At 60.8% G+C, this 13,821-nt stretch carries 9 protein-coding genes; 4 read left to right on the top strand and 5 right to left on the bottom strand.

Annotated features, from left to right (window positions below; translation table 11 throughout):
• Window positions 1-3: 3 nt before the first annotated feature.
• From GH722_11190 to GH722_11170, 5 genes are all read right to left on the bottom strand, one after another.
• On the bottom strand, window positions 4-459 hold the full coding sequence (locus GH722_11190) for an NfeD family protein (GenBank protein MRG72339.1): 456 nt from the start codon (window positions 457-459) through the stop codon (window positions 4-6).
• Between the two features lie 3 nt (window positions 460-462).
• Window positions 463-1,455: an SPFH/Band 7/PHB domain protein gene (locus tag GH722_11185; GenBank protein ID MRG72338.1), complete on the bottom strand. Its 993-nt coding sequence runs from the start codon at window positions 1,453-1,455 to the stop codon at window positions 463-465.
• A gap of 111 nt (window positions 1,456-1,566) precedes the next feature.
• Window positions 1,567-1,959 carry a GFA family protein gene (locus GH722_11180; GenBank protein MRG72337.1) on the bottom strand — a complete coding sequence of 131 codons (393 nt, stop codon included), beginning with the start codon at window positions 1,957-1,959 and terminating at the stop codon, window positions 1,567-1,569.
• A 210-nt stretch (window positions 1,960-2,169) separates the two neighbouring features.
• A complete protein-coding gene (gene glpK / locus GH722_11175) occupies window positions 2,170-3,663 on the bottom strand; it encodes a glycerol kinase GlpK (protein MRG72336.1) in 1,494 nt (497 codons plus the stop codon).
• Window positions 3,664-3,684: 21 nt separating this feature from the next.
• Window positions 3,685-5,088, bottom strand: coding sequence for a trypsin-like serine protease (locus GH722_11170; GenBank protein ID MRG72335.1), 1,404 nt, complete (start codon window positions 5,086-5,088; stop codon window positions 3,685-3,687).
• Here GH722_11170 and GH722_11165 point away from each other — a divergent pair.
• From GH722_11165 to GH722_11150, 4 genes are all read left to right on the top strand, one after another.
• Window positions 5,059-6,483 (top strand): VWA domain-containing protein, encoded by a 1,425-nt coding sequence (locus tag GH722_11165; GenBank protein ID MRG72334.1) that lies wholly within the window; start codon window positions 5,059-5,061, stop codon window positions 6,481-6,483. The two genes, GH722_11170 and GH722_11165, sit on opposite strands and share 30 nt — an antisense overlap.
• Window positions 6,480-8,021 carry a hypothetical protein gene (locus tag GH722_11160; GenBank protein ID MRG72333.1) on the top strand — a complete coding sequence of 514 codons (1,542 nt, stop codon included), beginning with the start codon at window positions 6,480-6,482 and terminating at the stop codon, window positions 8,019-8,021. Before GH722_11165 ends, GH722_11160 begins: the two co-directional genes overlap by 4 nt.
• 118 nt (window positions 8,022-8,139) lie before the next feature.
• On the top strand, window positions 8,140-11,127 hold the full coding sequence (locus tag GH722_11155) for a hypothetical protein (protein ID MRG72332.1): 2,988 nt from the start codon (window positions 8,140-8,142) through the stop codon (window positions 11,125-11,127).
• Window positions 11,081-13,819, top strand: coding sequence for a virulence factor (locus tag GH722_11150; GenBank protein ID MRG72331.1), 2,739 nt, complete (start codon window positions 11,081-11,083; stop codon window positions 13,817-13,819). The genes GH722_11155 and GH722_11150 overlap by 47 nt, the downstream gene beginning before the upstream one ends.
• The last annotated feature ends 2 nt before the right edge of the window (window positions 13,820-13,821 follow it).

Below are 13,821 nucleotides of genomic sequence, written 5' to 3'. Positions count from 1 at the left end.
AGATCAATCTTTCGCGGGTTCGACCTCCAGCGCCATGCCCTGCATTCCGGTGACGGTAATCCGGCTGCCTGCGGGCAGATCATCCTTCGCCAGAATTTTCCAGAAGGTATCGTCAACCTGCAACCTGCCGACGCCATTTTCGATTGCCGTGTCAATTCTGTAGGTCCGGCCGATATATTCTGCACCCCGGCGATTCAGGGTCGGATGATCACTCTCACCACCCCGACGGCGCATCCAGCTGCGCCCGAAATAGACGCTGATGATCGACAGCACGGCAAAGACCAGACACTGAATCTGCCAGCCCAGATTGGGAATGATCAGTTCCACCAGCCCGGTCACCAGAGCGGCTACCCCCATCCACAATAATACTGCGCCGGGGATCACCGCCTCACCGATGACCAGAACAATTCCCAGAATCAGCCAGTGCCAGAAGCTGATATCATTCAGCAGTTCACCCATAACTTATGCCTCGTCATCATCCGGACGGCTGACCGGCACCGAACTGCGCCGGCGGCGGCCAATTTCATCAGGCCGGGTCTGCACATCGCCAAAGGCGTCTTTTGCAATTTCGGCAATACCGGCCAGCGATCCCATAAGACCCGTCGCATCCAGCGGCAGCATCAGAACCTTCTGGTTTTTCGCACCCGCCAGTTCCTTCAGCGCCTCGACATATTTCAGCGCGATGAAATAGTTGATCGCCCCCATGTCACCGCGCCCAATCGCCTCTGACACGGAGGTGGTAGCCTTCGCCTCGGCTTCTGCCGCGCGTTCCCGCGCCTCGGCATCCCGGAAAGCGGCTTCGCGACGGCCTTCCGCCTGCAGAATGGCCCCCTGCTTTTCGCCGTCTGCCCGCAGGATGGCCGATTGTTTGTCTCCTTCTGCATCCAGAATCTGCGCCCGCTTGTCGCGTTCTGCCTTCATCTGCCGGGCCATTGATTCAACCAGATCCATCGGCGGACGGATATCCTTGATCTCGACACGGGTGACCTTCACACCCCAGGGCGTCGTCGCCTCGTCGATGATGCGCAGCAGCCGCACATTGATCTCATCGCGCTTCGACAGCATCTCGTCGAGATCCATCGACCCCATCACGGTCCGGATATTGGTCATCGAGAGGTTCAGCGAGGCGTTGTACAGATCGCTGACCTCATAGGCCGCCTTCGCCGCATCCAGCACCTGAAAGAACACCACCCCGTCGACTGCCACCATGGCATTGTCGCGGGTGATGACCTCCTGTGTCGGCACATCCAGCACCTGTTCCATCATGTTGATCTCGCGACCAATGCGGTCGACCATCGGCACGATAATGGCCAGACCGGGGGTCAGCGTCCGGGAATAACGGCCAAACCGTTCAACCGTGTAATTATATCCCTGCGGGACTGTCTTGACGCCCAGAATGATGATGACGATAGCCAGCACCACAACAGCGCCAACAAAGATCGAAAAGTCGGAAATGGAGTCCAGCATGGGAAGCCCTCATTGTTGCGGCAACAACTATGAAACGATCCCGACAGACCTGACAATCTATTTAGGAGCAAAACCTGTGAACGGGCTGAAAGCTGTCACTCAATCCTCCGGCCGGTCTGCCGTCTCACGATCCCGCTCATACAGCTTCGTTCCCGGAAACGGCGGCAGCCAGGACTCGCGGCGAAGGGTCCAGCTTTCATAAGTCGGCACCAGCTGGTCCGCAGCATCCAGCGACCCCAGATGGACTTCGACCTCATCCCCGCTGCGCGCAAATACCGAAGACCCGCAACGCGGACAGAAAAACCGCCCGGCATAATCATGCGGCTCGCCGGTGATCGTGACCTGATCCTGCGGAAATATGGCGGATGCATAAAACAGCGCCCCGTGATGCTTGCGGCAATCAAGACAATGACAGATGCCGACCCGCCGGGGCCGCCCCACTGCCACAAGCCGGACCTCGCCACAAAGACAACCTCCCGTATATCGCTCCATCCGGCCTCTCCCCAAAATCGTACGCTCAGAATACCTAGAACGAATCCCGTCAGCCGTCCATGTTCGGAGCTGTCCGGGATATTGCCTGAGCTTTGATGTCTGAACTTCGCTGTGATCCTTCGAGACGGCGCGTTGCGCCTCCTCAGGATGAGGAAGTAGCTTACAAAAACCTCATCCTGAGGAGCAGCGCAGCTGCGTCTCGAAGGACCCCTAACGGGTCAGGGTTCGGCGCAGGGCATCTTGCCAGCCGGCGAATTTTCTGGAGCGGACGGCCTCGTCCATGACCGGATCAAAACGCTGATCAAGCTGCCACTTCTCCGCGAACGACGTTGCGTCACCGTAAAAACCCACATGCGAACCGGCGAGCCAGGCAGCACCGAGAGCGGTGGTTTCCATGACGACAGGGCGATCAACACGGGCATTCAGGATGTCAGCGAGAAACTGCATCGTCCAGTTGCTGGCCGACATGCCGCCATCAACACGCAACACTGTGCGGCTGTCCCGGTCCGGGCTCCAGTCGCGGTACATCGCTTCCAGCAAATCGCGGGTCTGATAGCAGACCGCCTCCAGCGCGGCACGGGCCAGCTCCTTCGGTCCGGTGCCGCGGGTCAGGCCATAGAGTGCGCCACGGGCCCCGGTATCCCAGTGCGGTGCACCGAGACCGGTGAAGGCCGGGACAAGGTAGACCTGCTGATGATCATCGGCACCGGCGGCCAGACCATCACTATCCCTCGCCTGTTCAATGACACCCAGCCCGTCGCGCAGCCACTGCACAGCCGCGCCTGCAACAAAGATCGAGCCTTCAAGGGCATAGGTTGTCCTGCCATCCAGCCGGTAGGCGATGGTGGTGAGCAGGCGGTTATGCGAACTGACCGCCTCCTGCCCGGTGTTCAGCAGCGCGAAACAGCCGGTACCGTAAGTTGATTTCAGCATACCCGGCCGGAAACAGGCCTGACCGACCGTGGCCGCCTGCTGATCGCCCGCAACACCGGTGATCCGGATCGCCCCGCCCAGCAGATCCGGATCGGTCTCGCCAAAATCGGCGGCGCAATCCATCACCTCCGGCAAGATGCCGGCCGGTATGTTGAGCAGGGACAGCAATTCCGGATCCCAGTCATTGTCATGAATATTGTACAGCAGGGTGCGCGACGCATTGGTCGCATCCGTGCGATGAACGCGCCCGTCGGTCAGCTTCCAGATCAGAAAGCAGTCGATCGTGCCGAAAGCCAGATGACCGGCCGCCGCGAGATCCCGGGCGCCCTCCACATGGTCCAGAATCCAGGCGATCTTGGTGCCCGAAAAATAGGGATCGAGCAGCAGGCCGGTGCGGGCCGCAACCTTGACCTCATGTCCGCCGTTTCGCAGCCGCTCACAGATCGACGCCGTCCGCCGGTCCTGCCAGACAATCGCCCGGTGGATCGGCTCGCCCGTCCGCCGGTCCCAGACAACAGTTGTCTCACGCTGGTTGGTGATACCGATGGCGGCAATATCGCCTGCCGCAGCCCCCGCCTGCTTCATCGCCTTGCGACAAGACTCAAGAACCGTATCCCAGATGTCGCCGCAATCATGCTCAACCCAACCGGAATCCGGAAAATGCTGGGGGAATTCCTGCTGTGCGGTTGCGATGGCATGGAAGTCCCTGTCGAACAGGATGGCCCGGCTGGAGGTCGTACCCTGATCAATCGCCAGTACATATTTTGTCATGACGGCTCTCCCTGATCCCGGTCAGTCGGCGCAGACAGCCCGGTCGAGCGTGGGCGCTACCCCGTAGGATTTAATGAACCCGGCAATGCCCTTGGCGGACAGGGCGTAGCTGACCCGGCCGGCATTCTCAGAATCAACCCGGATGAAGGTGTTGATGCCAATCACCCGGCCACAGCGGTCTACCAGCGGTCCGCCGCTGTTACCCTGCGAAATATCCGTGGAATGGACGATCCATTCATCACTGGCACTGATCGGCTGCAATGCCTGAATGGAACCCTGATTCATCACCAGCGAGGGGGCTGCCGAAAAATCACCCTTCTCGAACATCTGCCGCATGGAGATATCGGTCAGGGTGACAAAGCCCGGATAACCGGCGGCAACCACCGACTGCAGCGCGTCATATGAGGCGGTCAGCCGGAGTGGCGCGGTGATGTTCACCCCGTCGACCCGCACCAGCGCGAAGTCCGCAATCCCCTTGTCCTCCTTGCGCGACATGGCCAGCACTTCACCCTGTGCCGCGCCGCCCATGGACTTGGAGGTAACATAGACCGTCCTATTTACCGCCTTTTCCACCACATGCCGGTTGGTCATCAACAGATTCGGCGCGATGAAAAAACCGGTCCCCGTGGAAAGTGCGTCCCTGTCGCCCGCGACTTCCGTAAAGATGAAAGCCGTCGCGGCACGCAGACCGTCGCGCAGACCGGCCGTCGTCAACGGTTTCAGTTCGCCGGTCCGGGTTTGTGGCGCTGTCTCCGGTGGTGACGGGGTTCCCACAGCCGGTGGCGTTACCGCGGGGGTGCCGGCCGCTCCGTTCCCGCGCTGGCGAACCGCTCCCGGGCCACCGGAGGGTGCGGCACTGGCGTCCTTCACCATTCCCGGCGGGCAGATATCCTGTGCGATTTCCTCGTTCAGCCGGGCAACCAGCTGTTCCTTGTCCTGAAGATTTTGCTGTTCCGCTTCCAGACGCGCCTGGTCTTCGGCAGACATCCCGGCCGGGATATCCCGGTATTCCACCGGTGCCTCGCGCAGAAACAACCAGACAGCCAGACCGGCAATCGCCAGCAGCAACAGCAGATAGACGGCAATCCAGACCGGAGTCAGTTGTGGTCGCGGATCAGATGTGTCGGTCGCAGCGGTCATCGGCGCCTGTCGTTGAAACCGGAAACTGCTGGGATGATAGCCAGAAGCAGGCCACCCGTACAACCAATGCAGACCAGAACACGATTGGCGAGGGCAAGACGGATGGGTTAGTCTGTCCGAAGACTGAATTTGACGGACAGTGACCGAACGCCAGTGGCAACAGCGACCCTGATCAGAACTGCCCCGCCGGAAGGGCGCAAGCCGCTCGGCGTACAGGGCCAGCAGGTCATCGACGCCTACCGGCAACTGGACAGCGTGCTGCGATCGCGCCTCGGTGCGGATCATGCCGATCTTTTTGCCCGCCCGGAGCGTAAATCCGACGGCGGCTTTGACTGGTATGCCGCCTGGACCGGTGAGGTCGAACCTCTGAGCGGTGCCGCGCCCGAAGTCCGCGCCTCACATGAAGCTGCTATCGCTGAAAAACTGGAGGCGATCCGGAATTTCGCCCGAGAACAGGCTGATCGCGGGGGAGCTGGCTCGACACTGGCGGAGATGCTGGACCGGGCAACCCAGATGGCGCGCACTGATGATGCCTATCTGGTCGGCGGCAAACCGGTTCTGACCTTCTGGGGATTTGTGCCGGAAGACCCGGCCCATGCGCCCGCAGTCTTCAATCCGGTTGCAGCCTTACCCGCAACACCCGCTGCCAGCGCCGCCGCACTGGCCGTGCCGGCAACCGCCTCGGGGGGATGGTGGCGATGGCTGCTGCTGTTACTGCTGCTGGGCCTGCTGGCCTTCCTCACCCTGAAAGCCTGTGAGCCCCTGCCACCGCAGATTGTCGAGCGGGAAGTCCCGAACGATGACGCCGCGACGGCACTGGATGACCTGAAAAAACGGGGCGAGGAACTGGACCTGCTGCTCGGCGATCTGAGTAAGAAACGCGAGGAACAGCTGGCAGCCTGTATCGCCCCGCCGCCGGAACAGCTGGCTGATCTCCCCAACATTCAGGTTGAGGAACCGAAACCGGAGCCTGCACCACCCCCTCCCGTCACCGCAAAACCGGAGCTACTGCCGGAACTGCCGTCGCTGCCGGACATTCCGGAGACACCGACAGTGCAGCCGAAACCCGCAAAGCCCAGAACCGCGCAGAATGCCTGTACGCCTGACCGGCAGCCCCATGAAGCGCCGGAAGTCGTGCTGGTCGTTGATGCCTCCGGCAGCATGAATGATGGTATTCCCGGCGCCTCCTCGCGGATGGATGCCTCGAAGCGGGCGATTGAGGGACTGGTCAAATCCATGCCCGGCGACATCGATATCGGCATGGTCGAATTCACCGACTGTAATCGTGTGGAACGGGACCGGTTCTATTCACCCGCCGAACGCGGCACGTTGCTGGGCCGGGTCAACCGCCTGTCACCACAGAAAGGCACCCCGCTGGCACGCGCCATTGACCGTGCCGGGCTGGTTATATCCAGTCAGGTCGACGGGGTGATTGTTGTGGTCACCGATGGTGCCGATTCCTGTCAGGGTGATCCCTGTGCCGCCGCCCGGTCTCTTGCTGCGAAGAAACCGAATGTGAAAATCAACGTGATTGATATCAGCGGTTCATCCAGCAACCCGTCTGCCCAGTGCATCGCACAAGCCTCCGGCGGCAAGGTGTTTCAGCCGAATACGGCGGCGCAGATGAAAACCATGGTCCAGCAGGCCAGTGAACAACCCGATGCGAGTAAATGCCAATGACTGTCGCAGGACCCCTGCTGCTGAGTTCAGCCTTTAACGAGTTCCGCCCGCTTGGCGTGATGGGCCAGCCCGTGCATCTGAATCACGGCAAGATTGTCGCCGCGATACGCGCCCGGCTGGGAGATGATTTTACCAGCTATCTGGCCCGGCCTGAAATTGACGACAGCAACCGGAAAATTCACTGGCACGCCCCGGTAGAGGGAGAAGTTCGTCGCTGGAGTGACCTCTCTGAGGCTGAACGTGAGGCTGCCATGCCCCGCGTTACGGCGATGCGGGATGGCTTCCTGTCCTTTGTTACAGACCTTGAGAACCGGGAGTCCGGCAACCGTTCGGATCAGGGTTTTGCCCATCTGTTACGGCAGTCCCTGAAGTCACCGGGTCAGGACACCCTGTATCTGGTCGGCGACCAGCCGGTCCTGACCCTCTGGGGATTTGAGGGCGACGGCACCCCGTTTGATACGCTCAGCTTTGCTGCTGTCGGTGGAACGCCCCCCGCCGTGGCTCCGGTTGCGGCGACGGCCGGCGTGACCGTGCTGCCACCGGCAACGGCTGCTGTCTCACGGCCATGGTGGCGCTGGCTGCTCTGGTGGCTGTTGTTCCTGCTGCTTCTGGCCTTGCTGTTCTGGCTGCTGCGCAGTTGCGGCTACGTACCTGAAAACATCCCGTTCGTTGATGACAACAGACCTGTCGAAGAACAACCGCTTGAAGAACAACCGCTCGACCCGCGGCAACCGGATGTCCGGGTCCGTCCCGACGGAACCGTCATCGGTCCGAATGGAGAGGCTGTCGTCGTGCCACCCGCCGACGGATCAGCGGGGGATGTACCGCCTGCAGAAGGCCAGCCGGAAATTGACCCGGCCGTCACTGACCCGGCAAAGCCGGAGGATCAGATAACGGACCCTGCGACAAACGATCTTCCGCCCCCCGAAAACGACCAAACCGACCCTGAAGTCCCTTCGGATCAGCCCCCGGCACCGGAGCAACCTGTCGAACCGGAGACAGCACCCGAAGATCCGCCGAAACCGGAAGATCAGACAACGCCGGAAAACCAGACACAGGATCCCCCTGCACCGGAACAGGAACAGGATCAGGATCAGCCGCAGGACACACCAACCGATCCGCCCCCGGCTGACACCCCGTCACCTGAGAATGGACAGCCGCTGGAAATTCCCCCGGCGCAGTCTCCGGAAGCCGGAACCGGCGGTGTCGGCTTCATGCAGGGTGAATGGAAGTCCGACGGCGGTCTGGTCGACGAGAAAAGCGGCAAGCCGCTCGACCAGCGCTACAAATTTGACGACAAGGGCGAAGGTGAGGTCATCATCCGGCAGGGCGACGGCACGCAATGTCGCGGCGGGGCGAGAGCCACCCGTTCTGCAGATGGCGGCCTGCGCATCACCGAGACCGGACCACTGGCCTGTGGTGACGGCAGCTCCTACGCCCCGTCTGTCACCGAATGCAAACCTTCGGCCAGTGGCAAAACCATTTGCACCGGGGTCAACCCGGACGGCTCAACCTACAGTGTGGAGGTTACAAAGTGACTGTCATCAATCTGCATGACGGCAGACCTTGCATGCCCCCCGAAGGTCATTCTTTAATGGGCCTGTTACGGGAAGGCTGTCAGCCACCATTCAACATTAGCAGGAACCGGGGAAAGCCATGGCGCTGAAAGAGCGTCTGCGACATTCAAAGACCGTATCGATCATTCCGCGGAGTGGCATACAGTTTCTCGATTTCAGACTGAAGTCGGACAGCGACAAGCTGCCGCGCGACTGGGGCTGTCATGATTCCGTTGGCAAGGGCGAGCTGCCGCAACCCGGTGAGTTCGCGCTGGTCAGCCGCGATGACGAACCGATCGGGCGCGACACCAAGGGTCTGGCCGCGAAATATTCTGTCGGCCGCCGGGAAATATTCGATCTGTTTGCCGATCGCTGGACACCCCTGCCCCTGCTGCGCCGGGTGGGTGAAGGCTTCTACCGTGGTCCGTCAAACTGGGCCCGGATCAAGATTTCCGCCCTGACGGAACCGGATGATGATGGCTGCGACTACCATATCGTCCTCGCCCTCGATACCGACCTGATGGATCATGTGGAAGGGCGTCCTTATCTTGCCCCGTCTGCCAGCGATGCCGAAGCCGGACTGCCCTTCGGGCTGGCCAATGATGCGGCTTCCGTCGGCTGGTTTCTGGCCGAAGAATGGATCGCGCTCTGGATCAACGAGCTCTATCGCGAAATGCTGGAAGCCCGCCGTCAGAAACGGCAGGGCCGCCGGCGTGCCGACCCGATCACCCAGGAAGAGATCGACGAGGAACTTGAAGCAAGCGGCTATGGCGAGCCGCTGCTGCGCTATGCCGCCCTGCTCGACATGCTCGACCGGGCCGAGGTGCTGCCGGAAAACATCAAGCTGGTCGATACCCTGACCAGCCGCCGCCAGCCTTTCATCGATTGCGATCTGGTGCTGGATGTCGGCAATTCCCGGACCTGCGGCCTGCTGGTTGAACGTGACCCGGAACATGGTGCCGATGTTGCGCAGGCCGTAAAACTGGAATTGCGCGACCTCGGCAACCCGCAACATGTCTATTCCGACCCCTTTGAAAGCCGGGTTGAATTTGCCGTCGCCAGTTTTGGCCGCAACCATCTGTCACACCGCTCTGGCCGCAGTGATGCCTTTGAATGGCCAACACTGACCCGTGTCGGTGATGAGGCTTCCCGGCTGGCCGGACAGCGTGTCGGCAATGAAGGCTCGACCGGCATGTCGAGCCCGAAGCGTTATCTGTGGTCCGAAGAATCTCCGGCCCAGCCCTGGCGGTTCAATCATCGCACCCTGCGCGGCGACATCGAACCGCTGGCCGCACAGGGACCGCTTGCTGTTCTGGTCAATGACCTTGGCACGCCGCTGCATCTGGTTGGAGACGACGGCGACTTCCTGCCCGCCATGGAAGCCCGCTATTCGCGCAGCAATCTGTTCACCTTTGCGCTGACCGAGATTTTCCTGCAGGCGCTGACCATGATCAATTCGCCGGCGCACCGGTCGCGCCGTCCGAACGGCGACAATCCCCGCCGGATCAAGCGCATCATCATGACCATGCCGTCGGCCCTGCCACTGGCAGAACGCCGCATCCTTGCCGACCGTGCAAAGGCCGCACGTGATCTGGTCTATCTTGCCCTGAAACTGGCAACGGCAGACGGACCGGATGGCCTGAAATGGGATGCTGACGGCGTCGAGGAACCCGAAATCCTGCTGGTCTGGGATGAAGCCAGCGCCACACAGGTGGTTTATCTCTATACCCAGATCGTCAAGAATTTCTCCGGCCATGCACCGGCTTTCTTCGAGACCATGCGCCGGGCAGAAAACGCCGATGCAAAGGGCCTGCGCATCGCCACACTGGATATCGGTGGCGGCACCACCGACCTCGTCATCACCGAATTCACCTATGAAGGCTCCGGTAACGCGGTCACCATTTTCCCCGACCAGTTGTTCCGGGAAGGCTTCAATGTCGCCGGTGACGATCTAGTCTATCGCATTGTCCAGACCCATGTCCTCGACCGCATCGAACAGGCCGTTGAAGCAGCCGGTGTCAGCAATGGCCGGGCACTGACGGTTGACCTGTTCGGGGGTGACTGGGGTGGCATGGATGTCTCGGACCAGGTTCGTCGTCAGCAATTTGCCCTGCAGGTCGCGACACCGGTGGCACTGTGCCTGCTGTCACATTACGAGGCCGAACGTGAATCCGGCAGCGATGCCACCACCACGCTCGGCTTCGATGACATCTTCACCAATGGTGGCCCGTCAGATGATGTGGTCAACCATCTGAACAATGAGGTTGAGAAACGCGGTGGTTCCGGTTTCGACCTGCGTCAGGTCACCTTCCCGGTCGATCTTGATGCGCTGGAACAGACAGCCCGCAGCGTCCTGCAACCGATCCTTGATGTAATGGCAGAGATATCCTGGCGTTACCGCTGTGATCTGATGCTGGTCTCCGGCAGGCCGTCGCGGCTGCCGATGGTGCGTGCCAGTCTGGAAGAGGCCCTGCCGATGATGGTCGGGCGGATTGTACCATTGCACCGCTTCCGCGCCGGACACTGGTATCCGTTCCGCGATCACGAAGCCCGGATTGACGATCCGAAAACCACGGCAGCGGTTGGTGCGATGATCTGCGCGCTGGCCGAAGGTGGCATTCAGGATTTCAACTTCCGGTCGGACAAGATCCGCAATCCGAAATCAACCGCCCGCTATATCGGCAAGCTGGACGGTGCCGGACGCATTCCCGAAGAAGACACCTATTACGCCAATATCGATCTGGAAGATGCGGAACAGGACATGCCGGAAGGCGGGTTTGAATTCCGGGGCGTCACCGCCCTTGGCTTCCGCCAGTTCCCCAATGCCTGGTGGCCCGCGACACGGCTCTACACTCTTGATTACCGGAGTGAAGAAGACCGCCGCCGACTGCATCCGAAAACCCCGATACAGGTAACCCTGAAACGGGGGCGTTCGCGTAATGGCGAACAGATGACCGAAGCGATGATGATTGACGAAGCACGTGATTCCGATGGCCGCAGTGCCAAATCCGCGCTGACCCTGAAACTGCAAACCCTGAGTGATGGTGATGGTTACTGGCTCGACACAGGCATCCTCCGGCGGAGCTGATTCCGCCGCGCTGACAACGGCTGCCGGGGATCTGTCCTCTGCCGCCGGTGATGCGCGTGGCTGGGTGCGCGACGTTGCCGCCGATTCCAGCCGGATCAATTCCGAATCCCCGGCGCTGATCGATCTGTCCCGCCGCGTGGAAAACGCTGCCCGGAAACTGCAGAACGCTGCATCCCGTCGCATGTGCGTCGGTATCTTCGGTCCCAGTCAGGCCGGGAAATCCTATCTGGTCTCGCGTCTTTGCAAGAAACCGGCAGAAGCCGGCGGCGAGGATGAACGGCTGGTTGCCGATATCGGTGGCCGTGCGATGGACTTCCTGCGCGAAATCAACCCGCCCGGCGACAAGGAATCGACCGGACTGGTAACCCGGTTCACCACCGTTCCCGAAGCAACACCAGACGGATTCCCGGTTTCCCTCCGCCTGTTGTCCGAAACCGATCTGGTGCGGATTTTTGCCAACAGTTTCCTGCTGGATTTCGACGCCAACAATCTGGATTTCGATCCGCCGGGTGAGGCCGAGACCCACACCCTTCTGAACGAACTGCGCAAGGCGCCGAAAAACCCTGCTCTGCCGCACCTTGCGGAACTGATGATCTTCGACCTGAAGGAATATATGGCGCGGAACTTCTCCAAACGCCTGACCTTCCTGCAACCTTCCGGCTACTGGGATTTTGCCTTTGCCCATGCATGCGAACTCGGCATTCAGGACCGTGCCCGGCTGTTCAGCGTTCTGTGGGGTGGTATTGAGGAATTCACGGCGCTGTTCATCAGTCTGGTCGAGGCCCTTGATGCGCTGGGCTATCCGCCGGAAGCTCATGCCGCGATTGAGGCCCTGACACCCCGCGAACGCAGCATCATTGATGTTGACCGGATCAAGCTGGAACTGGGTACCGCCGCCGACCAGCAGGACCGGGTAAAGGTTCAGGGGGCGAAGACCGCTGACCTGCCGCGGGCCGTGCTCTGTGCCCTGGTTGCCGAGTTGCGGATCACCATGAAAAACAAGACATGGCCGCTGTTCGATACCACCGACCTGCTGGATTTCCCCGGCGCCCGGTCGCGGGAAAAATATCGTGATATCGCCGAACGGGCAGAGGATGCCGAAGATCTGGCAAAGCGCCCGCGTGAACTGTTCATCCGCGGCAAGGTCGCTGTCCTGTTCCAGCGTTATTCCGAGGAACGGGAAATCACCTCCATGCTGCTCTGCATGGCCGGCAGCAATGCCGAGGTAAAAGATCTCGGGCCGCTGGTGCGCGACTGGATCTGGTCGACGCACGGTGAAACAGCGGATGAACGCAAACAGCAGCGCAATGCCCTGTTTTTCGTGCTGACCAAATCAGACGCAGATTTTATCACCAAGGAAGGCGAGGACGAGGACTCCCGCAAGGGCAAGTGGTACCGTCGTATCTTCGCCTCGATGATCGAACTCTACAGCCGCGATGGCTGGCTGGATGACTGGGACGGCAATCCCTTCACCAATACTCTCTGGCTGCGCAATCCGGGCATCGAGCAGACCCATCTCGTGCGCTACAAAATGGAAGAGCGCGATGGACAGCGGGTCCGGGCAGAACCTCTGACAGAGGAAGATTACGCCGACGACATCAAGCCCCGCCTGAACGAAATTCGTGGCCACCTGCTGGCCGATGAGCGGGTTACACGGTATTTCGACGATGCGGAGGCTGCCTTCGATGCCCTGTTGTTGCTGAATGATGGCGGTGTCTCACTGATCGTGCAGAAAATTGCCGGTGTCTCTGATCCAAAGATCAAGGAAGAGCAGGTCCGGGGGCGTCTGCTGACACAGGCTGCCCACCTGACGGACGGGTTTGAACGTTTCTACGACGCCGGCGCCTCCGGTTCCCGCGAAGAGAAAATTCAGGCGGCGATGAAAGCGGCTGAGAATGCCGGGCGATCTGTCTCAAAAGACGGGTTTCGTGCTTTTGGTCATCTCCTGCGGGCTTTCAGCGCCGAGGAAGATGCCCTGCGCGGCCTGTATTTTACCGTCGCCAGCATGTCCGAGGAAGATGCGGAAGAAGACAACGCCCCGGCAGCCGGTGGTGGCAGCATTTTCGATGACTTCGATTCTGCACCGGAAAGCTCGTCCTCGGTGTCCGCCAGACGGGACCGCAGTGAACGCTTTGCCGAACTGTCCCTGCAACACTGGATTCGCAATGTGCGCGAATTTGCCGCTGACCCCACCCATCCGCTCCGCCGCGGGCTGGACGGCGATACCGCTGACCTGCTGGCACAGGAACTGATTGCCACGGCACAGCGGGAAGATGTCATCGGTCGGATCGCCGCTGATGTACGCAAGCAGGCCGCAATCGGATCCTCTGACTGGGAAACCACATCGGCCAGAGCCGCCTGTGTTGCCGCGAACACTATCAACCAGATCGTCGCAAGCTTCGGCTACAGCGCGATGAAACCGGGCGACCGGCCACAGGTGCCACCTGCGCCGCAACCGGAACGCCGGAAAGCGTTCCTGCCGCCGCCGGACTTCAGTGGCCTGCCAACCCTCGACAGTCAGCCCCGGCGGCTGGCTGCGGAATATACACAGGACTGGCTGGCCGCACTGGTTCAGGCCGGTGTCGACAATATGGGTGTGGCGACAGGACGGGACATCTCTGACGAACAGAACGGAGCTTTGGGCCAGATTCTGAAACAGGCGCATATTGATGACCGGCTGGGGGGCGCCTGATT

The organism is Alphaproteobacteria bacterium HT1-32 (assembly GCA_009649675.1).
Classification (GTDB): Bacteria; Pseudomonadota; Alphaproteobacteria; order Rhodospirillales; family HT1-32; genus HT1-32.
The sequence above is the reverse complement of the archived record's forward strand: the minus strand, read 5'-3'. Positions and strand labels throughout refer to the sequence as shown.